A 24,012-nucleotide genomic window follows, 5' to 3' on the forward strand; every position below is an offset into this window, starting at 1 on the left:
TCTTGTATGTGATGAAATTTATGGCCGGGGGCATCCCCCGGCCATTTTCTTTATGAAAATGTTCAATATTGTTTTTACCCTTGAAGCTATTTGCTCGTATCAGCATTTGTCCATGAGAAGGCTGATTTCTCGCAAAGAACCGAAATCAAACCACTCAGCCAATTTATCCTAGAATAAGCAGTTCATTACCGCAAAGCCGCAAAGTTCGCAAAGAAATCAAAGAGTTAATAAACAGCCTGTGATCACCTTTTGGGTAAGAAGGTTTTCTGTATCAATTGTATTGATTTTCTTCGCGTTCTTGGCGTCTTTGCGGTTCAAATGCCGTTTTTAGGTTTATTCGAGTTTAAATGCGGTACAAGTAAATGTTTTGCCATGCGACCTTTTAACTTTTCGTTCATATAATTAAGGTCCGGTATTTGCGATGGATTAGAAAATGATAAGTTTAATATAATGATATCAGAACTGTGTTTGGTGTTTATTTTGCATAATATTGTGTGCGATGAAGCGCTAGGGTCAGCGTTGTTACGCACAGATTTGATGTATGGTGTGTAACTACTTGGAATATGTAGTTTCTGGTTGGTCGCTTTGGATTGTAATAATATTCGAATGGCACTGGTGCACGTGCTCTGTTTCGTTAAATAACTATTAAATGCTGTTTTTTGCCGAAACAGTATTGAAGATTTAAAATTCCATTTGAAGTTTATCGAGTGTGATATCTCTAATTTAGGAGTCAAGAATGAAGAAAAAGCTGGGGTGGGGATCTGCTGGTAAGTTGTTTTTGTTTCTGGCTTTGTCGTTCGTCAATCTTTGCGTGACTGCTGGGAATGCAAGTGCCGCGCTGGATTGTAATGGCTGTCATGGTACTTCGAGCCCAACCGATTATCGGCCGGTTGATGCCGGATATCGAAATATTACAACAGGTGGCATCCAGGGTAACCATCGGACGCATATGGCTTTGACGTCCAATCAGTCAAGCTGTACGCCTTGTCACAATAGTGCCGGATTTACCAGCAGCCACCGTGACGGCAAGATCAGCTTCCAGGCAAACATCAACGGGTCGCCGCTTGCCGCTACTTACGGTAAAGGCGTATTCGTCAATCAGACATCGAACCCGGTGATGACTAATGCAAACTGTTCGAATGCCAACTGTCACTTCGAATCTATTACCCCCACATGGGGTTCGTCAGCGGCTTCGACAAACTGTGATACCTGCCATGCGGCACAGCCGTCTACCCTGAGTCATCCAAAGCACGTGACCGCTTTTGGCGGAACAGCTTCCTGTATAAAATGCCATCCGAATCGGACCACCTTCGAGCATGCGACCAGCGCCGGTAATGCCGGCCGCAATATAGCCGTGACGATCGGCAGCTATGCCGGCTCCAACTATAATTACCTCCCCAGTCAGTCGGCCACCCGGACAGCCGGTAGCTGTTCCGCCCTTTATTGCCACAGCTCCGGTCAGTCGGCAACCGGTGGAGCACTTACCGGTGGTGATTATGTGACCGCAACCTGGGATAGTGCTGCGAGCGGCGCCTGCGGCACCTGTCATAAAAACACTGCGGCGACCATCGCCAGCGGCAGCCACAACAAACACCTTAATGCAGCCGGTTCGGCCGGATGCGTAGACTGTCACGTCGGCGTAACAGGCGACGGCGTATCCTACAACTCGACCCGTCACGTCGATACCTTCATCAACGTCACCGGCGCATACAGCCAGGGCAAGGCAAGCACCCCCGGCAACGGCTACGGCACCTGTTCGGCCGCCGCCTGTCACGACAACGGTACCGGCACCAAAGTGATAACCCCGACCTGGGGCAACACGGCAGCCGCCTGTACAGCCTGTCATGCATTGCAGCCCGCAACCGGCAGCCACACCAAACATCTCAGCACCACACAGTACACCAAGGCAAATTGCGCCTCCTGTCATGCCAGCGCAGTGGAAGGCTCCAATGGCGGCACAGGGCACCTTGACGGAAACATAGACGCAATCAATGGCTATCCCGCCAACAAGACCAAGGGGAGCGCCTACGCAACATGTAATGCCGCATACTGCCACAGCCCCGGCCAGTCGGTCACCGGCGGCGCCCTGACGACCGAGTATGCCACCATCACCTGGGGCGGCACCGCAGCCTGCGGCAGCTGTCACAACGCCACCAAGGCGACCATCGCCAGCGGCAGCCACAACAAACACCTTAATGCAGCCGGTTCGGCCGGATGCGTAGACTGTCACGTCGGCGTAACAGGCGACGGCGTATCCTACAACTCGACCCGTCACGTCGATACCTTCATCAACGTCACCGGCGCATACAGCCAGGGCAAGGCAAGCACCCCCGGCAACGGCTACGGCACCTGTTCGGCCGCCGCCTGTCATGACAACGGTACCGGCACCAAAGTGATAACCCCGACCTGGGGCAACACGGCAGCCGCCTGTACAGCCTGTCATGCATTGCAGCCCGCAACCGGCAGCCACACCAAACATCTCAGCACCACACAGTACACCAAGGCAAATTGCGCCTCCTGTCATGCCAGCGCAGTGGAAGGCTCCAATGGCGGCACAGGGCACCTTGACGGAAACATAGACGCAACCAACGGCTATCCCGCAAACAAGACCAAGGGGAGCGCCTATGCAACATGTAATGCCGCATACTGCCACAGCCCCGGCCAGTCGGTCACCGGCGGCGCCCTGACGATCGAGTATGCCACCATCACCTGGGGCGGCACCGCAGCCTGCGGCAGCTGTCACAATGCCACCAAGGCGACCATCGCCAGCGGCAGCCACAACAAACACCTTAATGCAGCCGGTTCGGCCGGATGCGTAGACTGTCACGTCGGCGTAACAGGCGACGGCGTATCCTACAACTCGACCCGTCACGTCGATACCTTCATCAACGTCACCGGCGCATACAGCCAGGGCAAGGCAAGCACCCCCGGCAACGGCTACGGCACCTGTTCGGCCGCCGCCTGTCACGACAACGGTACCGGCACCAAAGTGATAACCCCGACCTGGGGCAACACGGCAGCCGCCTGTACAGCCTGTCATGCATTGCAGCCCGCAACCGGCAGCCACACCAAACATCTCAGCACCACACAGTACACCAAGGCAAATTGCGCCTCCTGTCATGCCAGCGCAGTGGAAGGCTCCAATGGCGGCACAGGGCACCTTGACGGAAACATAGACGCAATCAATGGCTATCCCGCCAACAAGACCAAGGGGAGCGCCTATGCAACATGTAATGCCGCATACTGCCACAGCCCCGGCCAGTCGGCCACCGGCGGCGCCCTGACGACCGAGTACGCCACCGTCACCTGGGGCGATACAGTTGGCTGCGGCAGCTGTCACAACGCCACTTCTGCAACATTGAACAGCGGCACCCATGCCAAGCATCTTGCCGTCGATGCTAATTGCGCCAACTGTCATGCCGGCGCTGTGGGCAATGGTGTCTCATACAACTCCACCAATCATGTCAACTCTCTTATTGAGGTTTCGGCTGGTGCATACAACGGAGCCGGCACTCCCGGCAACGGCTACGGTTCCTGTTCAACTACACCTTGTCACTTCTCCAGCACGGGCAGCGTAACATGGGGTGCTGATACGGTTACGACTTCCTGCGAGAAGTGTCACGGCTCTGCGAATACTGCCCAGCCTGCTGCAGGCGGCACATTCAAGTCCACGGCAGGTGCTACCGCCAACACCGATGTCAAGGTCGGTGCCCACGTCGCCCACCTTGGCTCCAATACGACTGCAGGTCACCAGATTACGGTGAACCTCTCCTGCGCCGACTGTCATAAATCTGTGAGCAGCTTCAATGATGCTAATCACATCCACGCCGGCCAGAGTGTCGGGGAGGCTGGTATGGCCTGGAGTGCACTCGCTGCTACTGGTGGCGTAACGCCCAGCTACGACCCGGTCACCGGCAACTGTACCAACTACTGCCACGGTGCAACACTTGCCGATGGCACAACAGCGACCAAGCAGACAGCCAAATGGAACCAGCCGCTTCTTTCAGGGGCTCCTGCACTGACCAACTGCGGTGTCTGTCACGGTAACCCACCGGCAACAAGCGGCCATATCTCAAATCCGGTCGGTCCGGTTTATGTAGCGCAAAACTCCTGTAACGGCTGTCACAGCGATGTAAATACCGATGGTATGACCATTGCTGACAAAACAATGCATGCGAACGGTGTTGTTGACGGCGGCAGCTGTAATGCTTGTCACGGTTACCCGCCGGTCAAGGATATGGCAGGTCTCGGTATACAAAACAGCTACACCACTGCCCGCCTCCAGAACTACTCCGGTGGTGGCGGAGCACACAATGTTCCCGGTCATATCGCTCTCATGGCGAAGGCAACCGACTCCTGGTCGCCATGCTTGATCTGCCATCCATCTGCCAGCCATAACCAGGGTAGCGGCGTCTTTGTTCCGGGTAATGTTCAGGTTTCGGTTGATTCTAAATTCAAGTTTGACTCGAAGCTGCCGATTACGTATACTGGCAACCAAACTGGGTCCCCTCTCTCTACCGGTTCATGTTCAAACGTAAGCTGTCACTTCAAAGCATCGCCTAAGTGGAGTACAGAAAGATAAAATCTGAGTCATGGGAGGGGGTAGTTCCCACCCCTCCCTATTGAGGATGCCAGTATGAGAATACAATCGTCTTTAGTTATAGGTAAGGAGTCAAGTATGAAGACATTTTACAGCGCAGGATATTTCAGAAAACCGGCTTTATTCTTGCTGTTGTCCTTGATGACTATATTCGTCTTTGCAGCTTCGGCGTTTGCGTTAACCGGCAACAAGATTGATCAGTGTTATGATTGTCACGGCAGTCCGGGCGATAACCGGCCATTGGACGCCGTATACAGGGATATGACAAGTGGCGCGTTCCCCGGTAACCATCGGACGCATATGGCTTCGACGGCTACTGCTTCATCGTGTGTCCCCTGTCATAACAACAGTGGATTTACGATCGACCACCGTAACGGAAAGATCCAGTTCGCGGCGAATGTCAACACATCGCCTGCAACCGGTAAGTACATGAAGTACGGCTTCCAGGCTTTCACCTCCAGTCAGGTTTCCAGCCCTACCCTCGGCACATGTGCCACCGTCAACTGTCACTTCGAATCTATTACCCCCACATGGGGTTCGTCAGCGGCTTCGACAAACTGTGATACCTGCCATGCGGCACAGCCGTCTACCCTGAGCCATCCAAAGCACGTGACCGCTTTTGGCGGAACAGCTTCCTGTATAAAATGCCATCCGAATCGGACCACCTTCGAGCATGCGACCAGCGCCGGTAATGCCGGCCGCAATATAGCCGTGACGATCGGCAGCTATGCCGGCTCCAACTATAATTACCTCCCCAGTCAGTCGGCCACCCGGACAGCCGGTAGCTGTTCCGCCCTTTATTGCCACAGCTCCGGTCAGTCGGCAACCGGTGGAGCACTTACCGGTGGTGATTATGTGACCGCAACCTGGGATAGTGCTGCGAGCGGCGCCTGCGGCACCTGTCATAAAAACACTGCGGCGACCATCGCCAGCGGCAGCCACAACAAACACCTTAATGCAGCCGGTTCGGCCGGATGCGTAGACTGTCACGTCGGCGTAACAGGCGACGGCGTATCCTACAACTCGACCCGTCACGTCGATACCTTCATCAACGTCACCGGCGCATACAGCCAGGGCAAGGCAAGCACCCCCGGCAACGGCTACGGCACCTGTTCGGCCGCCGCCTGTCACGACAACGGTACCGGCACCAAAGTGATAACCCCGACCTGGGGCAACACGGCAGCCGCCTGTACAGCCTGTCATGCATTGCAGCCCGCAACCGGCAGCCACACCAAACATCTCAGCACCACACAGTACACCAAGGCAAATTGCGCCTCCTGTCATGCCAGCGCAGTGGAAGGCTCCAATGGCGGCACAGGGCACCTTGACGGAAACATAGACGCAATCAATGGCTATCCCGCCAACAAGACCAAGGGGAGCGCCTACGCAACATGTAATGCCGCATACTGCCACAGCCCCGGCCAGTCGGTCACCGGCGGCGCCCTGACGACCGAGTATGCCACCATCACCTGGGGCGGCACCGCAGCCTGCGGCAGCTGTCACAACGCCACCAAGGCGACCATCGCCAGCGGCAGCCACAACAAACACCTTAATGCAGCCGGTTCGGCCGGATGCGTAGACTGTCACGTCGGCGTAACAGGCGACGGCGTATCCTACAACTCGACCCGTCACGTCGATACCTTCATCAACGTCACCGGCGCATACAGCCAGGGCAAGGCAAGCACCCCCGGCAACGGCTACGGCACCTGTTCGGCCGCCGCCTGTCATGACAACGGTACCGGCACCAAAGTGATAACCCCGACCTGGGGCAACACGGCAGCCGCCTGTACAGCCTGTCATGCATTGCAGCCCGCAACCGGCAGCCACACCAAACATCTCAGCACCACACAGTACACCAAGGCAAATTGCGCCTCCTGTCATGCCAGCGCAGTGGAAGGCTCCAATGGCGGCACAGGGCACCTTGACGGAAACATAGACGCAACCAACGGCTATCCCGCAAACAAGACCAAGGGGAGCGCCTATGCAACATGTAATGCCGCATACTGCCACAGCCCCGGCCAGTCGGTCACCGGCGGCGCCCTGACGACCGAGTATGCCACCATCACCTGGGGCGGCACCGCAGCCTGCGGCAGCTGTCACAATGCCACCAAGGCGACCATCGCCAGCGGCAGCCACAACAAACACCTTAATGCAGCCGGTTCGGCCGGATGCGTAGACTGTCACGTCGGCGTAACAGGCGACGGCGTATCCTACAACTCGACCCGTCACGTCGATACCTTCATCAACGTCACCGGCGCATACAGCCAGGGCAAGGCAAGCACCCCCGGCAACGGCTACGGCACCTGTTCGGCCGCCGCCTGTCACGACAACGGTACCGGCACCAAAGTGATAACCCCGACCTGGGGCAACACGGCAGCCGCCTGTACAGCCTGTCATGCATTGCAGCCCGCAACCGGCAGCCACACCAAACATCTCAGCACCACACAGTACACCAAGGCAAATTGCGCCTCCTGTCATGCCAGCGCAGTGGAAGGCTCCAATGGCGGCACAGGGCACCTTGACGGAAACATAGACGCAATCAATGGCTATCCCGCCAACAAGACCAAGGGGAGCGCCTACGCAACATGTAATGCCGCATACTGCCACAGCCCCGGCCAGTCGGTCACCGGCGGCGCCCTGACGACCGAGTATGCCACCATCACCTGGGGCGGCACCGCAGCCTGCGGCAGCTGTCACAACGCCACCAAGGCGACCATCGCCAGCGGCAGCCACAACAAACACCTTAACGCAGCCGGTTCGGCCGGTTGCGTAGACTGTCACGTCGGCGTAACAGGCGATGGCGTATCTTACAACTCGACCCGTCACGTCGATACCTTCATCAACGTCACCGGCGCATACAGCCAGGGCAAGGCAAGCACCCCCGGCAACGGCTACGGCACCTGTTCGGCCGCCGCCTGTCATGACAACGGTACCGGCACCAAGGCGGTAACCCCGACCTGGGGCGACACGGCAGCCGCCTGTACCGCCTGTCATATACTTCAGCCCGCAACCGGCAGTCACACCAAGCACCTCACGGGTCTTGCGGGTAAATTCTTTGCAAACGCTGTCTGCGCTGATTGCCATAACGGCGCAGTCCAGGGTACATCAGTCAACGCAAACCATCTTGATAGCAACATCGATGTCTACAAGACAACAGCCGGCGACCTCGGCTATTCCGCAAATAAGCTCAAGGGGAGCCCCTACGCATCCTGTACCACAACCTACTGCCATTCAAACGGTAGGGGGGGGTATCAGTCGCAACTCTGGGGTGCTACCAATCTCAACTGTTCATCATGTCACCCGAATCTTACCGGCGCCCATGGCAAGCATGTGAAGGACCTTCTCACTACAGTGACCTTCTACGCCTATACGTCAAACAAATCGGCAGGCGACGACACATTGGCCGGATGGGGATATAAGTTCGGTTGCGCCAACTGCCATCCTACGGCTGCTACAAGTCATCTGAACGGTTCCATTGATGTCCAGGTTAATAACGTAGCCGGTGTAGGCACACTGAGATCCAAGAACCCAGTGGGTGCTGCGGTGAATGTGGTTGTCACAGGATCGAATGTTACCTGTACGGCAGTTTATTGCCATAGCGACGGTAAGGCCACCCCAACCGGCACCAGTCCTAACTGGTATGCGACCTTCCCGGCCGGCAGTGACCGTTGCGCACAATGCCATGGCAACTCGCCGACAACCGGTGCCCATCAGGCCCATGTGGTTGGCATCCACCAGGATAACATCTTCAATGGCGCAAGCGGCAAACTGCTAGCTGGTACTACCAACTCAAGCCATGGCGATGCCACCCAGTCCACCACCATAAACTGTAATATCTGTCATAGCCTGACCGTCACATCGGCCCGCAATGATGAGAACCTGGCCTGTATCGGTTGTCACTCTGCAAAGACAAACAAGGCATCCATCGCTTATCTGGGTAACCATGTCAATGGCCAGGTCAATTTCAGCTTCGCAGCGGTAGCTGTAAAATCCAGGGCACAGGTCAGAGATGGCAGCTTCGACAGCTACTCAGGTGCATGGGGACGGAATGCCAATTCTTATAAGGCTGGCGCCACACCGTATGACGCCGCGAAGAAAGCCCTTGACAATACCATGTGGAGTGCTGGAAACTGCTCGAACATAGCTTGCCACAACGGCAAGACGGTTAACTGGAACGATACGACGGTTACTTGTGAAAGCTGTCACACCGGCCTGTAACTGCTAATTTAATCTGCCTGGTTCACCTCATGGGTGGACCGGGTTTCATTCAAATCGTTCCTGTTTGATACAATTCCATTACGAGGTGAAGTCACCATGGGAAAGAAGATAGCAAAAAAAATTCGAGGCATGAATCTGGGCGCCAAGATTAGCCTGATAACGCTGGCGACCCTGCTGGTCTCTGTGTTCATGTATGAGGGATGGTATAAACCGTATTCAGTACACGCGGTTGCGAAGACCTACAACATAGACGATAGTACCGGTGTTACTATCGCGACAGGTGTTACGACTAATACGGTCAGTGGCACAAACCCTACATCAGCTACGCCAACGCCTGATGTGAATGAGATGAAAACGGTTGCGGCGACCACTACCTCAAACAGAACAACCGGCACTTACACGGCTGGGGCTACAATGCTTGAGTCGATCTACAACACTGCCTATGCAACTTCAACGACAGTGACCGGCACGTCTTATTTTGGAAGACTTAGAGATGGTTCTGGTGGATATACCGTTGGTTTCCAGCTGTTTTATGTTGCCGCAAACGGAACAAAGACAAACTTTACCGGTGCTCAGGCTACACAGGCACTTACTTCTGGCGCAAGCGCTGATTATACCGTAAGTCTTGCCGCTCAGTCTGCTACGGTGCCTGCTGGCTCCAAGCTTGGTATACGTATAATTTACGTTTCTGGTGCTTCAACTGACGCACGTGTATATTACGGCAGCACAGCTTCGTCAACCAGCACTCCTGGCGGGGTTGTAACTGTAGATGAGGTTGCTGCTGACGCCACTAAGCCAACAGTGACGGCCTTTACCGTGCCATCCACCTCAAGTTCACTGACTATTTCCGGGATTACCTTCACAGCATCCGACAATGTCGGTGTAACAGGTTACCTGATCAACGAGAGCGCAACCCCTCCTGCGGCCGCTTCCATTACTTCCAGTACCGCACCAACTTCCTACACAGCCGCCACAGAGGGTACAAAAACCCTGTACGCCTGGGTCAAGGACGCCGCCGGTAACGTTTCCAATGTCTATACCGGTCAGACGTGCACAATTACCCTGCCTGACACCACCAAGCCGACGGTTACGGCATTTACCGTGCCTGCCACTTCAAGCTCACTGACTATTTCCGGGATTACCTTCACCGCATCCGACAATGTGGGCGTAACCGGTTACCTGATAAACGAGAGCGCCACCCCCCCTGCGGCCGCTTCCATTACATCCGGTACCGCACCAACTTCCTATACCGCTGCCACAGAGGGTACAAAAACCCTGTACGCCTGGGTCAAGGATGCAGCGGGGAACGTTTCCAATGTCTACACCAGTCAGACCTGCACCATAACATTAGCTGATACGACCAAGCCAACTGTGACGACTTTTACCGTACCTGCCACCTCTAGCTCGCTGACTATTACCGGGATTACCTTCACCGCATCCGACAACGTGGGCGTAACCGGTTATCTGATCAACGAGAGCGCTACACCACCCGCAGCGGCGGCGATTACCCTCGGCACTGCACCAACTTCCTACACCGCTGCTTCAGCCGGGGCAAAAACCCTTTACGCCTGGGTCAAGGACGCCGCCGGGAACGTGTCAAACGCCTTCACCGGGCGGGCGTGTACCATTACCCTGGACACGACCAAACCGACGGTAACGGCCTTTACCGTGCCTGCCACCTCAAGCTCCCTGACTATTTCCGGGATTATCTTCACTGCATCCGACAATATCGGCGTAACCGGTTACCTGATCAACGAGAGCGCCACCCCCCCTGCGGCCGCGGCGATTACTCTCGGCACTGCGCCAACTTCATACACCGCAGGTTCAGCCGGGACAAAAACCCTGTACGCCTGGGTCAAGGATGCCAATGGGAATGTTTCCAATGCCTATGCTGGTCAGTCCTGTACAATTACTGTAGTCATAACCAGCCCGCTCATGCATAACGCCGCCAATGTCAACCCGACAAACACAAAAGGGTACGGTGCCGACTGGGGCTCGACCTTCACCTGCGCCACCTGCCACGCTGAGAACACCAGCAACGTAAAAATCGTCGCTACCACTGTTGCCACCCCGAATGGTAACCGAAACGTCGTGTTTACCCGGATGACCTCGACCTCCAACGCCCTGAACGGCGTGTTCGGTAACGACAATCGTACTTACGCCGGTAACGGTACAGGCGGCTCTTCCAACATCTGCGAGGTCTGTCACCGGAAGACAACGTTCCATCGCTACAGTGCCAACGCCCCGGACACGACCCACTACAACAACAAGCTTTGTCTTACATGCCATCCCCACGGGGCCGGCTTCAAGGGTAGTGGTCATACCGTGCCATATTATGCAACAAGCACCGGCCACACCGGCTGTGCCACCGGCATCGGTTGCCACACCAACAGCACTCCCGGAGGAACCTATCCAACTGCAGGCACACCGCCTGATTGTCAAGCCTGCCACACCAAGGGCGATCCCACAACTGCCGGCATCGGTTGTGGCAGCTGTCACGGTGCGGCCGGTGGTACGGGCGAGCCGAATGGCACTGTCCATCCTGATGCAGTGGGGAGTCACCCCAAGCATACTGCTCTTACCACTTGTACCAACTGTCATGATGTCGGCGGTGATGTCGGCGGCAATGCTGACCATGGCAGAGGAAACAGGGATACGAATCCAAAGACCGTTAATCTTGCCGCAGGCCTTGGGTGGAATGGCACCAACACTAACTGTACCACGGCCAGCTGCCATGCGAACCCATATAGTACAACTGGGTCCATAACATCTCCTGCCTGGGGCACGATCGCAGGTTGTTCTGCCTGTCATACCGGAACCGGCCTGTTCCAGGCAAACGGAGCTCCTAATACCGGTGGTCATGCAATCCATATGACAGCAGGCGCTGCATGTGGTGACTGTCACACCGGTGCTGTATCAGGTACAAGCGGTGGAGCAAATCATGCCAATGGCGTGGTCAATGTGGCGAACGGCTACAACGGTGGTTTGCCTGTCACCAAGCATGCCGCTGGTTCTGGATACTCTACCTGTACGGCAGCTACATGTCACGCCAACCCATACGCTTCCGGATCTATTACCACAAATGTGTGGAGCCCGACCAGCAGCGGATGCGGAGCTTGTCATAAAAATGATGCTACCAACGGCAACCTTGGTGCATTTGTTGCGTATTCGTCTCCCTCAACACAGCTTGGCCCCAAAACCGCCAGTCATGAGGAACACCTGAATTATAATCGTTACGTTTGCGCTGATTGTCATTCAGGCGCCGTGTCCGGATCGACCGGTGGTGCCGCCCATGGCAATAGCGTGGTTAATGTAATCCAGTATGCAAGCACTATAACCAAGCACCAATCTCCGTTTACGTATCTAGCAAACGGCTGTACTACGTCATGTCATGGTGCTGCAACATGGGGTGCCACGCTTGGGTGTATTAATTGCCATTCAGCTTCAATTACTCGTACAAAAGGGCGTGCAGGCAAGACATTGGCAGCTGTTACGACTGAATTCGGCCTGGCTTGGGGACACAAGAAGACCGGACGGGGCGCGGTAACCGACGCAGACTGTATCGTTTGCCACCTGGAGGGTAATTTTACCACTAAAAGAACGTCCAAATTCCACGCGAACGGCAACATCGACCTGCGTGACCCGGATGTCCAAGGGGAAACGCCAATTACCGATATATCCGGCGCGGCGTTTACCTTCCAGCGCTTCTCAACATCCTATGCCGCCGGTTCCAGAACTACTACTGTTAACAACACAATTGCCAACGTAATTTCCCAGAAATTCTGCATGAAATGCCATGACTCAGGTGGGGCAGCCAATACGACAGCTCGGACAACGGGTGGTACAAATGCCATGCCGTTTGGCGGCATCGCTTTGGGTACAAACTACACCGCGGCGAATAACGCAATTGGAACCCAAGGTACTATTGACGTCGCGACACAGCTTGCCACCACTAACGCGTCGTTCCACCCGGTACTCGGGCCGCGCAATGCCGGGTATCCGACTCCCAGCTTGATGAAAGCGCCATATAACAACTTCACCCGGACCGCCGGCACCAAGGCGAACAGTGTTGTGATCAACTGCTTCGACTGTCACAACACGCCGACACCAATGACGCTTCGTACCGTTTCCGCACACGGTAATGCGGTAACGCTGCGCGGCAATGCAACGGCAAGCGGCAGTTCGCCGAATGCGACAACTGGAGCCACGCTGTGTCTTGCCTGCCATGCGGTGCTGGCAAACAGCTATCATGGGGTTGGCTCTGCAATAGGGTCCAGTACCAACAGCGGGATGACCGCCACCATGAGCTACGGCTGCAACATGTGCCACGGCGCTTCATACAACACTGCAACGGTGCGTCCGGTACGCGCTCAGGATGTCCATGGCTACCCGAGCACGGTCAGTGGCGCGACGACCTATAAAAAGGCCTTTATCCGAGGCAATACTTCCGAGGGGTATATAACAGCTCATCAGCCAAAGAGCATTACAACTCCTGCGTATAGCGGTACTGCTTCCTGTACCGGCATGGGCGGTACTATCTGCGGCGGTTCCCGTACTAAAACGTACACCCCGGGGGGTGTCTATTAATCATCCAGAAACTGGTGACTTGAGTAATAATTGCTTTCCTGCATTGTTATAACAACATGCCCCCCTTGGACTAAAGGGGGGCATTTTTTTGAATCACAATGGAGATATCTTCAGCATGAAACCAAATATTGCCTATAGCCTCGCCCACGCTCTGCTTCTTTGCGTACTTGCAGTCACAATTGGATGCGATAGCTATCATACGGGTACTAACCTAGAGACTGCTTTCAGGTACACGACCGCCGTCTCGGAGCGGGCCGGCATCCTCGAGATATTAGAACCGGCACTGCTTGACTCGGCATCGGCAGCAGAGAGTGACGGATTGACGTCGTACTTTAATGAGACGGGGACTGGTGCTGCTTCCGTCGTCAAAACAGGACCATCATCTTTCCGGGTGCTTCACAAGCACAAGGTCAGTGGCGAATACGCCGGGGTCGAGTCTGTTACCTTAAGCCCGGACGGCCGCCGGTTAGCCTTTGTCATTCCTGAAAACGGCAAGTTCCGTATGGTCATCGATGGCAGAATGGGGAGGCCATTCGAGCAGATCGGGTCACCGGTCTTCACGCCGGATTCGCGTCATCTTGCCTATAAAGTGAAATCAGGTGCACTCTGGCGGCTGATTGTCGACGAGAAGCTGGCGGATGAGCGTTTTCTTGTCTATGGAGAACCTCGCATGAGCAAGGGACTGTCCAGGATCATCATTATGGAAAAGGCATCGGAACAGAGTCCGTACGCCATCGTTGCCTATACGTCAGACCTGAAACGGACGGTGATCAAGGAGATTCCGGCCCAGGACGTCTATTTTGATCAGGACGTAATGACAGCTGCTGCAATAGTTGTAAAGGACAACAAAAAGCGGGTGGTTGTCTTCACCCTGAGGGAACCGGGTACGGTTCGTGAGGGTGCGGAATTTGATGAGATCACGCAACTGGTTTTTGATAAGACCGGCAGATCCCTAGCGTATGTAGGCCAAAAAGGTGCTGAGAAATATCTTGTTCTGGATGGTCAAATCGAGCCGTTGTCCGGTGCGAGTCTGGGAGAACACCCGGTAATCAGCCCGAACCAGAAAAGCCTTGGCACAGTGCTGGTGACCGATTTGGTGTATTATCATCAGGCGTTTATGCCACAGGCCTCCGACGAGAAGAAGTATGATGCGATAAACGAACTGACGTTCGCGCCGGATGGGCGCCGGCATGTGTATACGGCCGAAAAAAAAGGGCGTTGTTTCGTGGTAGTCAACGGCAAGGAAGGGCCTCCGTTTGACCGCGTCGTCTCGCCTCGATTCAGCCCTGACGGGCGGTTCTTGACCTATCGTGCTCGCCAGGACGGCAAACGATTTCTCGTGGTTGCGGATGCAGACGGCCGAATGATCAGGCGGCACCCGGCATTTGACATGGTGTTCGAGCAGGTTTACACAGCCGATGGGAAATCTGTGGCATATGGTGTGAAGGATGGAAACAAACTGGCATGGCGGGTGGAAAAGCTCGATTAGATGTAGCCTTTAAATTTGCATAAATATGGCCCGTCACTGAGGACATGGAGTCATACAAAGAACTCTCTTAATAATGGCGGTCGGAATAACACAGAGCGCTAATCTTCAGCCAGATTTTATTCCTTCCCTTGAATGTGAAAACAGAAAGAAATGCCCGGATGTGACATCAAGGAGAATTGCCAATGCTGCACTGCAATGATTCAGTAAATTTCAAGGTATTGCTGGCAATCCTCATTGTGTCGGCATGTCTGCGGCTATGGGGGGCTTTTGACATTACCGGCTATACGGGTGATGAGTCGTTTCATGTGCCGTCCGCCATCAGCTTGGGACAGTATGGCACTCCCCTTTCATCCAACTGGACGCATCCTCCAGCCGGGGCGCTGATTCTGCTCGGGACGATTACACTCTTTGGCGATAACCCGGTGGGCTGGAGGATTGGCGGCATTGTCTTTGGTACCGTATCAGTGGGACTACTGTATCTGGTTGCTTTCCGGTTGTACCGCAATGAAATGGCTGCGCTGCTGGCGGCGACGCTGTTGGCGATGGATCCGTTTCATATCTATTTTTCCCGGACGACCTTTATGGAAATCCCGGTGCTCTGCTTCTTTCTCATGTTTCTCTATTTCATGCTGGAGTACGCAGAAGATGGGAGCAGGTGGTCGCTCCCATTGGCCGGGGTTGCGCTGGGGCTGACGGCGGCGACGAAGAGTTATTTTGTCTGCAGCATGCTGTTGGTGATTGGCTATGCCTGGTGGAAAAAGTGGCAGCAAAAGGACGGCCAAGCCACCCATGTTTTAGATTTTCTCTGCTATTTGCTCTGTCTGCCCGTTGCCATCTATCTTCTTTCCTATTACCACTGGTTCGGCAGGGGATTCACTCTGCAGGAGTTTTTCCAGATGCGGGGGGATGCGCTGTGGACGTTACGCAATATCACCATTGATTCGTTCGAAAACAAATGGTTCCTGGAGGTGGGGGGGCAGCCGTGGGAGTGGTTCGTAAAGCCGATAGTGTTTGGTTATCAGTTTGAAACCAACCGCTATCTGCTGGAGATCAATAATTTCCCCATACGGCTGTTTTCGTTGTTCTCGCTGATTGCGCTCACTGTCCACGGCTGGCGGAGGCGACTAGCTCCACTCCTTGTGCCGCCGATATTGTTCGCGAGCGTCTACCTGCTCTTCCTCCTGTTGAATCGCCCCATGTCGAGCAGCTCTGCGCTGGTCGTGCTCCCTTTTGCATATCTTGCCCTGGCCCGGGCGGTTGTGTTGCTGGAGGAACAGTATTGCAGGGCGTGCAGATTGAGTCTCATCGCTCTCGTATTGATTGTGTTCTGGGAGGCTTACCTCTATCCCCTGGCGACGGGAAGAGTTGTTTCCGACTTTTTATATTCACCGATACTCTCTAGTACAAAAATAATGCGGATGCAGTGATGAGCCCACGAATTTACACGATTGGCTGTATGATAGTGCTGTTAGCCGGTATTCTTGTTCTTACTTTGGGATATGGTCCCTTAACTCGGGTGTTTGTTTCGCCGCCACGCTGTGAGGTTGCGGGTTCCTCTGCGGATATCTTTCGGTTTTGGAAGTCCATTGGGGTAAAAGGACGGGTTGCAGTTGTGTTTACCCGCCGGCTGAATGGTGAGGTGGTAGGCAAAGAAGTAGAATCATCGGTCAAGTATGTTGAGGCTGCCCTGCAGCAAGGAATGGTGCGGACAGTGTACCATGTCGTGCCTGATGGGGCATGGAGCGAGGTATCGGAGAAACTCTCGCGGATGCCGGGGGTAAGGCCAATTGAGTCGGGCTTTGCCATCCTGTTCGGCGCCGGGAGGGTGCATGTGCTCCCCTTGTCACACTTCACGCCGATCCAGGAAAAGGCGCTCGTGGTGGTTGCACCAGCTGAATGGACGATAGATGAATATGGAGTGATTGTCAATTTGATAAAACAGCAGCGGGTTCCAGCGGATCTGCTGGCGGTGCTGCGGGGCTCTGATGCCGAGGTGGCCAGATTGTGTGAGGCGCTGGCAGTATCCCGATAGTGAACGTTCCCAATGTCTCGACGTTTTTCTGATAGGGGAACGGGGCCGTTATGATCGTTTTTTATCATTACCGGCCAGAATTCCGACCGCGCCACTGAAGAGCCGCCTGAACTCACCAAACGAGCGCAGTTTCTTGAATCGATCCCAGATGATCCGCGGTCTGAAGAAAAACCTCCTATAGGCTGTGACAGCGTATTCCGAGGCTTCTGCACGCGTAACGCCGGTATCGATGAACTCGATCAACTCATCCTTTGATTCGTCCAGGGTATACTCCGCCCAGTAATCGCCGAAACCGCGCTTCCAGTAATATTCATATATTTCGGTTTCAGGTTGCGGTAGAAGGATGGAGAAGAGCGCATAATCAAGCGGAAGCTTGAGGGCAAAATTAATGGTATCCTCAATGGTCTCGCGGTTTTCACCGGGAAAGCCGAACAGGAAGAAACCAAGCGCCTTGATGCCGCTTTGGTGGGTGTACTGCACTTTCTCCATGACAAGTTCCGGCGTTATGCCCTTGTTCATCCGTTTGAGAATTTCCGGGTTGCTCGATTCTATGCCATACATGATGGTGTGGCATCCAGCGGCCTTCAGGCTGTCGATCATATCCCTGGTAATGACATCCACCCGGCTTCTTACGGTGAACCCGACCTTTAGCTTCCTGCGGTGAATCTCTTCGCAGATGGCAATGACCCGCTTACGGTCCGCGGTAAAGGTGGAGTCATAGATATCAAAGTCCCGAATGCCGAATTGCTTGAGGTTCATTTCGATTTCATCAACAACGTTCTGGACTGACCTGGTGCGGTACTTCTGGTGATTATGGTTGCAGAAAGCGCAGTTGAAGGGGCAGCCGCGGGACGACACAAAGGCGGTGAAATTCTTCCTGCGGGTGAGTATGTTCTCGTAGAGTTCATTTCTTATCAGATGCCGGGCGGGGAACGGTACAGTATCCAGGTCTTCGACGAACTGCAGCGTGCGGTCAATGATGACCTCCCCATCTTTTCTGTATCCCAGCGACTTGATTCCTTCATACGGCCGCTTTTCACGAAAAGCCCGGATGAACTCGGGGAGTGGAAGCTCTGCTTCCCCGATGATGCAGAAGTCGATTTCATTGTGCGACATGGTTTCGAACGGATATATCCTGACGTGCTCCCCGCCGACCATAACAGGGATACCAGTATCCTGCTTCAGTTTTCTTATCCATTCCAGGGTCGCGTGAAAACTCAACGTGGTAATCGTGAAGCCAAGCAAGTCAGGTGAAAACCGCCTGATACGCTCGAGTGCCGCTTCATGGCTGAGCCTTTCGGCCTCCATGTCGATGAGATCGACTTCAACCCCTTCTTTCTCCATGATTGCGGCGACAACCAGCAGGCTGACGGGCGGAATAAAGCCTAAGCGTTCATCCCTGAAGGCTACCGGCTTGTAGTGGGGGTTGATCCTGTTGGGTGTAAATATGAGGCTGACTTTCATTGGTGCTCCACTGGCGACTCAGTTCAAAATCTGTATTGATTGGCAAACATACTACATGCGCCTGCGCAGGTCAAAGAGTAGATTCAACTCAGTCTGGCAGTTGAGGTAGCAGTCGTGGCATTGTGAGGTGATTTCTCTCTGCCGCTGGTAGTCTGGAGAATGCCACAATTCTCCAAGGGTTATGCTCCTGATGTTTCCGGTTGTCTTTCCCCAGTTGATCCAGGGTACGCAGGGAAATACGTTCCCATAACAGTCAACCGCCAGGGAGTTGTATCCGGCACTGCATCTGACAGGCGAGGGATGTCCGGCAAACGAGTCGCGGAACAGCCGCAGGTGTGCCGGCGAGTTCTCGATTGCAACGCTGAAGAGCTGTTTTCCCTGCAAATATTCAACGAGTCTGTCAACTTTGGCAAGCAGTTCAGGTTCAGTCCCGGTCTCCTGCGGTATTGCGGCAAACGGCTGCCGGGGAATGAGTTCGATGCAGTCGGTGCCGAGTGTGCGGGCAAGGGCAAGCATCTGCGGCACCTCGTCGATGTTGGTCTCGTCGATGACCGCAACGGTTTTTATCCTGACATGGCTGCCGTGTTTCTGTTTGAGGTTAACGAGTCTTTTAACTGCGCGCACCGCTCTGTCAAATGATCCTTGAGTACGTCTGATCCGGTCGTGGGTGGCTGCGACCGCGCCATCAAGTGATACGTTGACCGAATCCACGCCGATGTCGATGATTCTCTGCGCCTGATCATCACCCAGCAGCCAACCGTTGGTGTTCAGGTGGGCGATCATGCCGAGCCTCCTGGTTTCAGTCAGAAGGTCGAAGATGTCGTCCCGCAGCAGAGGCTCCCCTCCCGTAAAGCCGATCCCCGGCACCCCCAGTTCGGCAAACTCATTGATGATCCCCAAAAAACGGGCGGTATCGAATTCGGTCATGCCGCTTCGGGCCTGCGCAGATGCTTGCAAAGGCATGTCGCACATGGCGCAGTGAAAGTTGCAGCGGTAGGTGACCATCAGCGTGCCGAGGGCCGGGCCGCACAGGGGGCGATGGAGCGCACCGGAAAGCTGCAACAGGAGATACTGGCGGCATCGCTTGAGCAGCCAGCCCGGGCCGCTCTCGCGGAGCTTGCGCAGGATCAGATCGCTATAGACCTTTCTGATCATCGATTTTTTCCTTTCAGCTGAAGCAGATTCGCCAGGATGGTCTGATATGCCTCGCAGGGGGTCCAGCAGCCGGGGCAGGCGTCATCATGGACTTGCTTCCTCGTGTGCAAACGGATCGGGGAGCGCCAGATGCGGTAGAGGTCCATATCGTTCTCACTGAGCGACCCCAGCAGGGAGGCAAAACCGGAACAGGGGAAGACATTGCCTGTCGGGTCGATGAAGCATGAAGCGGCGGCTGCCTGGCAGGTGAGGGGCACCGTGCCGTCCTTGAGGTATATTCGTGCCAGTTGCTGATAACGCCGTTCGATAAAGGCAATCGGGCTGAATGGTTTGTGCCGACGCTGCGTGTTGATACGGACGAGCAGCCGGGATGCTTCGGCAGGTTCGGGTGTGCCATCAAACGTGTTGTTGCCGTAGTAGAGCCCGGACACATGGGCAAGGTTGATATGGAGGTCGTCAGCGGACAATGCTCCCAGCTCTTCACGGCAGGCGGCAAATGTCTTGTCGAATTCACCCAGGTTGGCCACCTGCAGGGTGTGCCCGAGAAAAACCGAAAAACGCCGGGATCGCCGTTCCCGTAACTGCCGGAAGGTGCCCAACGCCCGATCCCAGCAGCCGGGCAGGTTGCGGATGCGGTCATGAAGCTCGCGTGGACCATCAAGGCTCACTGAGACGATCAGGCGGGGGAGAGCGGTCTGTTTCAGTATGGCATCGACGGCTGCAACGATCTCTTCGGTCTGAAAACCGTTGGTGGGAAAATTGAGCAGGTACAGGTCGCGGCTCCTCTGGATGACCGTGAGGAAGATGTCGCTGATATCGGGGCGCTGGAACAGCTCGCCACCGGTCAGGTTGATCCAGGAGAAGCGGTTGGCCCGGGTGAAAAGGGCATCTATCTCTGCCAGCGTCAGTTCGTTCTCCGCAGGTTTTCTCCAGATATCGCACATTGTGCAGCGGGCCTGGCAGCGGTTTGTTACCGCGTAGGTCAGGCGGTAAGGACGGGGAAGTTCGCGCAGATTACTATGAGTTATTCGATACGCTAGTCGTGCAATCCGCTGCATGCTCATGCGTCTGATCCTCCCAGCTTTGTCAGACGAAAGGGGGCTTGCGGAGCGCAATAGGCACCCTCAATTGCCGCAAATGTGTCTTCGACAGTAAGTGCCAGCATACAGGCGCCACGCCCATCGGGATGCCGGCAGGTGTTGATCTTGGCGTTAAAGTTGGTGATGCAGGGACTGCAGTCGTACCCAGCGAAGAGCGCCAGACCATTCCTGCCCCATGGGCCGTACAGATGGGGTGAGTTGGGGCCGTACAGGCCGACCACCGGGGTGTTGACCGCAGATGCGAGATGGACGGCGGCCGTATCTGCCGATATCACCAGATCTGACACAGTTATAAGCGCAAAATAGTCGGTAAAAGACATTTGCCCCCCGAGATCGATGACCCGCTCAGGTTTTTTCAGCCTTTGCCAAGTTTCACGGGTCAGGAATGCTTCCTCCGGCAGGCCGGTCAGGATGACCCGTATGCCGCACTGTCCGGTCAGGAGGTCGGCAAGTGCAGCATACCGTTCCGGTGGCCAACGACGTTCCCGGAAGTTATCACTGGTGCCGATATGCATTATTACAACCGGTTCTTCAGGTGAAATACCGAGTTCGACCAGAAAGCGCCGCCCTGTATCGCGCAGCATTTTCAGGGGGCCAAGCTGAACTTCGGGTGAAAAGAGGGTGGCGACGCCGGCTCCCATGGCAAGAGCGTAGAACGAGCGGGTGATGTGGATATCGTTGTCATAGGCGATGGTGCGGGTGTAGAGGTGGTGGCGGTGCTGTCCACGGGTTTCAAAACCGATGGTTTGTCCAGCACTGATCTGATGAGTCAGCAGGGCGGAAAAACGGGCGAACTGCTCGAAGTCAACAATCAGGTCGTAGCGGTTGTGGCGAAGAAGCGTCGCTGCAAGTCGCCAGGTACGGAGGAAGAGATCGGGGCTGCGGGTGTCAAGAGTGACTATGTCGTCAACGGCGCCGGTCATGGCCAGGGCTTCACGATTGTTTTCAAGTGTCAGAAAGTCAATGGTCGCGCCCGGCCAAGTCGATCGAATTGCCTGAATTGTGGGGAGCAGCATGAACAGGTTGCCGATGCCCCAGAATTTTATCAGCAGGATCCGCCTGGCAGTAGAATTATTCAGGCTAAACGGTTCACGATGCCGGAACAGTGCGAGATTTCGAAAGCACCAGATCAGTGGAATTCCGATACAGGCGTCTATGATGCGGATCAGTTTCCAGTTCATGATGGCGGCTCACCAGCAGGGCCTTTTTGTTGTCTGACAACAAGCGGGATGACTCCTGCCGGACGGTTTGAGTAGAAGCGTTTTAAGTTCGGCTCAATTCCCACAAGAGCGAGGATTTGGCCGATGGTTGTCCCCAGGTAGCAGAGCAGTATGGCTGCCAGTGTGAGCGGTATTTCCCGTATTGATATACAGGCTTGTGCCGCCATAACAGCAGCGACTGCAAGGTTGATAAAAGCAAATATCATGGACGCTAACATACTTCCGGCGCTGCACATTTCGTACACGAAAAGGGCAAGAAACAGCCCCAGCCAGCCTAGAGGCAGGTACAGTGCCACGTTGAAGCGGTTGAACTGTCGCTTGCCGATGGCGACCGAACCATGGCCGTAAGTGATCCGCTGTAGCAAAAAGGGTATCCACAAGGAACGGTTGTGGTGATATACGATAACGTCCCGATGAAAATAGATCCGCTTTCCGGTTTCCCGGATACGGTCACATAGGTTGCGGTCTTCGCCGGTGAAAAGTGTTTCGTCAAAGCCTCCCAGAGTATCGAAGGCATGTCGGGACAGTATCAGGTTGCATGAGTGCAGACTGGAGCAATCTCGGCTCGCGGAGAGCTTTTTTGCGAAATGGAGCGGACCGGATACCAGGAATGTCTGCTGTGCATTCCCGACGACCCTCTGCAGCAGCGGTTCATCCGGTGGGGTGATATTGGGGCCACCAACGGCCCAGACGTCAGGGTGGTTGGCAAGGTATGCAACCCCGTTTTTCAGCCAGTTAACGTCGGGGTAGGCGTCGGAATCAATAAGGGCAAAATAGTCTGCACCGCTGAAATGGCGAATGGCGATGTTCCGTTTAGCAGCAATGGTGAGGTCGCCGGTGACAATGATGGAAATGTTGTCGTGTAGAAACTCCGGCGGGAGAGAAACGGGCTGGTCTGGCAGCAAAATGATGTGAAATTGGGGATAGTCGAGTGCTTGGCACTCTTTAAGGCATTGGAGCAGATATTCGTTCATTGAGACGAACGGTATGACAATAACGCAACTCCCGTTCATGCTAGCTCTTTCAACGTGTTGAGTGCCAGGCTGGGCCAGTATGAAGGTGTTGTCAGGATGTTGACCGTCCAGGCGCATTCAAAGGTGCAGTGACATTTTGTTTTACTTATTTCGTGTCGTGCATTTTGGGCACGCTGGCTATTCAAAAGTTTCAGGAAGTTCATTTCGTAGTCTCGCAGGTTTCCCAGCGGCATCCTCTCTGTTAACAGTTCGCACGGTGCTACGGTGCCGTCAGCAGTGATAGTCACGAAGAGAGAGCCTGCCTTGCATGGCGATATGAAGCGTGGATTGAGGCATGAGTCATGCAAAATGCGATGGGATATCCGCTTTTTTGCACGGTGTAAGGCACGGGTGAATTCTCCCGGTGCAGCAGAACCTGTTTCTTCCGTCAGCCGGGTCAGTTCTCGGTATGCAGACGCCAGTTTCTGTTTGTTCGCGATAGAGTTCTGAACACCTTCCTCGCGCAGCATGATCGGGGATACTGTGTTTATACCAGTCTGCTGCAGGCGGTGGTATATTTCGGTGATAGTGTCAGCGTTTTCCGGTGTGACAGTCAGTGCGATATCAGCATTGATACGCGGATCTTTGCATGCGGCGACAGCTCGGTATGATTCAATGGCATGGGCATAGAGCCCCGCTAATTGCCTTCCGGAATCATGTTTCTGCTCGATGTTATCGATTGAGATCGAAATCGTAAGGCTGCATGGGGTGTCAAGGCGTGAATAGCGTTTGAGAAGCGTTCTGATCGCATCGGTAAACCAGCCGTTGGTGGTAATGACAATTGAACGGACAGGTGTGTGCTGAATATAGCAAGAAACGATGTCGAACAGGTCGTCCCGGAGGAATGGCTCACCGCCGGTCAGGTTGACATTGTAGAGAGTTTTACCCAAGTTCCGGGCGAGTCGTACGATCTCGTCAAGCGCCAATTCATTCGCACGGTCTATTGGGGTACTGAAATCAATGAAGCAGTGTTTACACCGGGCATTGCATCTAGTCGTCACGAAGTGCACAACGCTGAATGGTTCGTGACGTTGTATGAATCGATTATGGAGCAATGCTGTAATGTGGGGACGCATGAAGGTATATGTAATTCCGATTGAGTCGAGTAAAAAAATGCCGTTAATTTGATTTAGA

The 24,012-nt window shown here is 54.7% G+C and carries 12 protein-coding genes; 6 read left to right on the top strand and 6 right to left on the bottom strand.

The window, feature by feature from the left end; translation table 11 throughout:
* Positions 1 to 736 precede the first annotated feature (736 nt).
* From GURA_RS02555 to GURA_RS02580, 6 genes are all read left to right on the top strand, one after another.
* Complete coding sequence (locus GURA_RS02555) at positions 737 to 4,582, top strand: CxxxxCH/CxxCH domain c-type cytochrome (RefSeq protein ID WP_011937438.1); 3,846 nt, start codon at positions 737 to 739, stop codon at positions 4,580 to 4,582.
* A gap of 96 nt (positions 4,583 to 4,678) precedes the next feature.
* Positions 4,679 to 8,818: a CxxxxCH/CxxCH domain c-type cytochrome gene (locus tag GURA_RS02560; RefSeq protein WP_011937439.1), complete on the top strand. Its 4,140-nt coding sequence runs from the start codon at positions 4,679 to 4,681 to the stop codon at positions 8,816 to 8,818.
* 96 nt (positions 8,819 to 8,914) lie between these two features.
* On the top strand, positions 8,915 to 13,405 hold the full coding sequence (locus GURA_RS22580; protein WP_011937440.1) for a CxxxxCH/CxxCH domain c-type cytochrome: 4,491 nt from the start codon (positions 8,915 to 8,917) through the stop codon (positions 13,403 to 13,405).
* Positions 13,406 to 13,520: 115 nt separating this feature from the next.
* Positions 13,521 to 14,894 carry a PD40 domain-containing protein gene (locus GURA_RS02570; protein WP_011937441.1) on the top strand — a complete coding sequence of 458 codons (1,374 nt, stop codon included), beginning with the start codon at positions 13,521 to 13,523 and terminating at the stop codon, positions 14,892 to 14,894.
* A gap of 182 nt (positions 14,895 to 15,076) precedes the next feature.
* A complete protein-coding gene (locus GURA_RS02575) occupies positions 15,077 to 16,321 on the top strand; it encodes a glycosyltransferase family 39 protein (RefSeq protein ID WP_011937442.1) in 1,245 nt (414 codons plus the stop codon).
* Positions 16,322 to 16,506: 185 nt separating this feature from the next.
* Complete coding sequence (locus GURA_RS02580; RefSeq protein WP_011937443.1) at positions 16,507 to 16,926, top strand: hypothetical protein; 420 nt, start codon at positions 16,507 to 16,509, stop codon at positions 16,924 to 16,926.
* Positions 16,927 to 16,974: 48 nt separating this feature from the next.
* Here GURA_RS02580 and GURA_RS02585 read toward each other — a convergent pair whose 3' ends face one another.
* The 6 genes from GURA_RS02585 to GURA_RS02610 are packed head-to-tail and all read right to left on the bottom strand — an operon-like array spanning position 16,975 to position 23,954.
* Positions 16,975 to 18,390 carry a B12-binding domain-containing radical SAM protein gene (locus GURA_RS02585; RefSeq protein WP_011937444.1) on the bottom strand — a complete coding sequence of 472 codons (1,416 nt, stop codon included), beginning with the start codon at positions 18,388 to 18,390 and terminating at the stop codon, positions 16,975 to 16,977.
* 51 nt (positions 18,391 to 18,441) lie between these two features.
* Positions 18,442 to 19,545 (bottom strand): radical SAM/SPASM domain-containing protein, encoded by a 1,104-nt coding sequence (locus GURA_RS02590; protein WP_011937445.1) that lies wholly within the window; start codon positions 19,543 to 19,545, stop codon positions 18,442 to 18,444.
* Complete coding sequence (locus tag GURA_RS02595) at positions 19,542 to 20,609, bottom strand: radical SAM protein (RefSeq protein WP_011937446.1); 1,068 nt, start codon at positions 20,607 to 20,609, stop codon at positions 19,542 to 19,544. The genes GURA_RS02590 and GURA_RS02595 overlap by 4 nt, the downstream gene beginning before the upstream one ends.
* Entirely contained in the window at positions 20,606 to 21,826 is a 1,221-nt protein-coding gene (locus GURA_RS02600; protein WP_011937447.1) for a glycosyltransferase family 9 protein, read from the bottom strand. Before GURA_RS02600 ends, GURA_RS02595 begins: the two co-directional genes overlap by 4 nt.
* Positions 21,823 to 22,878 carry a glycosyltransferase gene (locus tag GURA_RS02605; RefSeq protein WP_011937448.1) on the bottom strand — a complete coding sequence of 352 codons (1,056 nt, stop codon included), beginning with the start codon at positions 22,876 to 22,878 and terminating at the stop codon, positions 21,823 to 21,825. Before GURA_RS02605 ends, GURA_RS02600 begins: the two co-directional genes overlap by 4 nt.
* Positions 22,875 to 23,954, bottom strand: a complete 1,080-nt coding sequence (locus GURA_RS02610; RefSeq protein ID WP_011937449.1) for a radical SAM protein — start codon at positions 23,952 to 23,954, stop codon at positions 22,875 to 22,877. The genes GURA_RS02605 and GURA_RS02610 overlap by 4 nt, the downstream gene beginning before the upstream one ends.
* Between the last annotated feature and the right edge of the window lie 58 nt (positions 23,955 to 24,012).

The organism is Geotalea uraniireducens Rf4 (assembly GCF_000016745.1).
Classification (GTDB): Bacteria; Desulfobacterota; Desulfuromonadia; order Geobacterales; family Geobacteraceae; genus Geotalea; species Geotalea uraniireducens.